This window comes from Cobetia sp. SIMBA_158, assembly GCF_046566945.1.
In the GTDB taxonomy this organism is placed as follows: domain Bacteria; phylum Pseudomonadota; class Gammaproteobacteria; order Pseudomonadales; family Halomonadaceae; genus Cobetia; species Cobetia amphilecti.
On the sequence record NZ_JAWJYL010000270.1, the window covers coordinates 1 to 277 of the forward strand.

The following is a 277-nucleotide window of genomic DNA, read 5'->3' on the forward strand; positions in this document are numbered from 1 at the left end:
CCTGTTCGTACTGGCTTTACAGCACTACGCTGAACGCAAAATGCTGCTGGTGGTGGCGATTTCCCTGGCTGGCGGCATCGGTATTTTCACGCTGGTCTTTTTTACTTTGCGCCGCATACGCCATCATGTGGTTGCCCCGCTGAATCAGCTGGTTACCGCCAGTCAGCGTATTGAACACGGGCAGTTCGACTCGCCGCCGCTGGATACCAACCTGCCGAATGAGCTTGGTCTGCTTGCAAAAACCTTTAACCAGATGTCGAGCGAGCTGCATAAATTG

General features: G+C 53.8%; 1 protein-coding gene. It reads left to right on the forward strand.

The features are described 5' to 3' along the window. Positions 1-277, forward strand: a 277-nt coding sequence (locus R2R70_RS19925) for a HAMP domain-containing protein (protein ID WP_410978889.1), incomplete at both ends; no start/stop codon positions are given.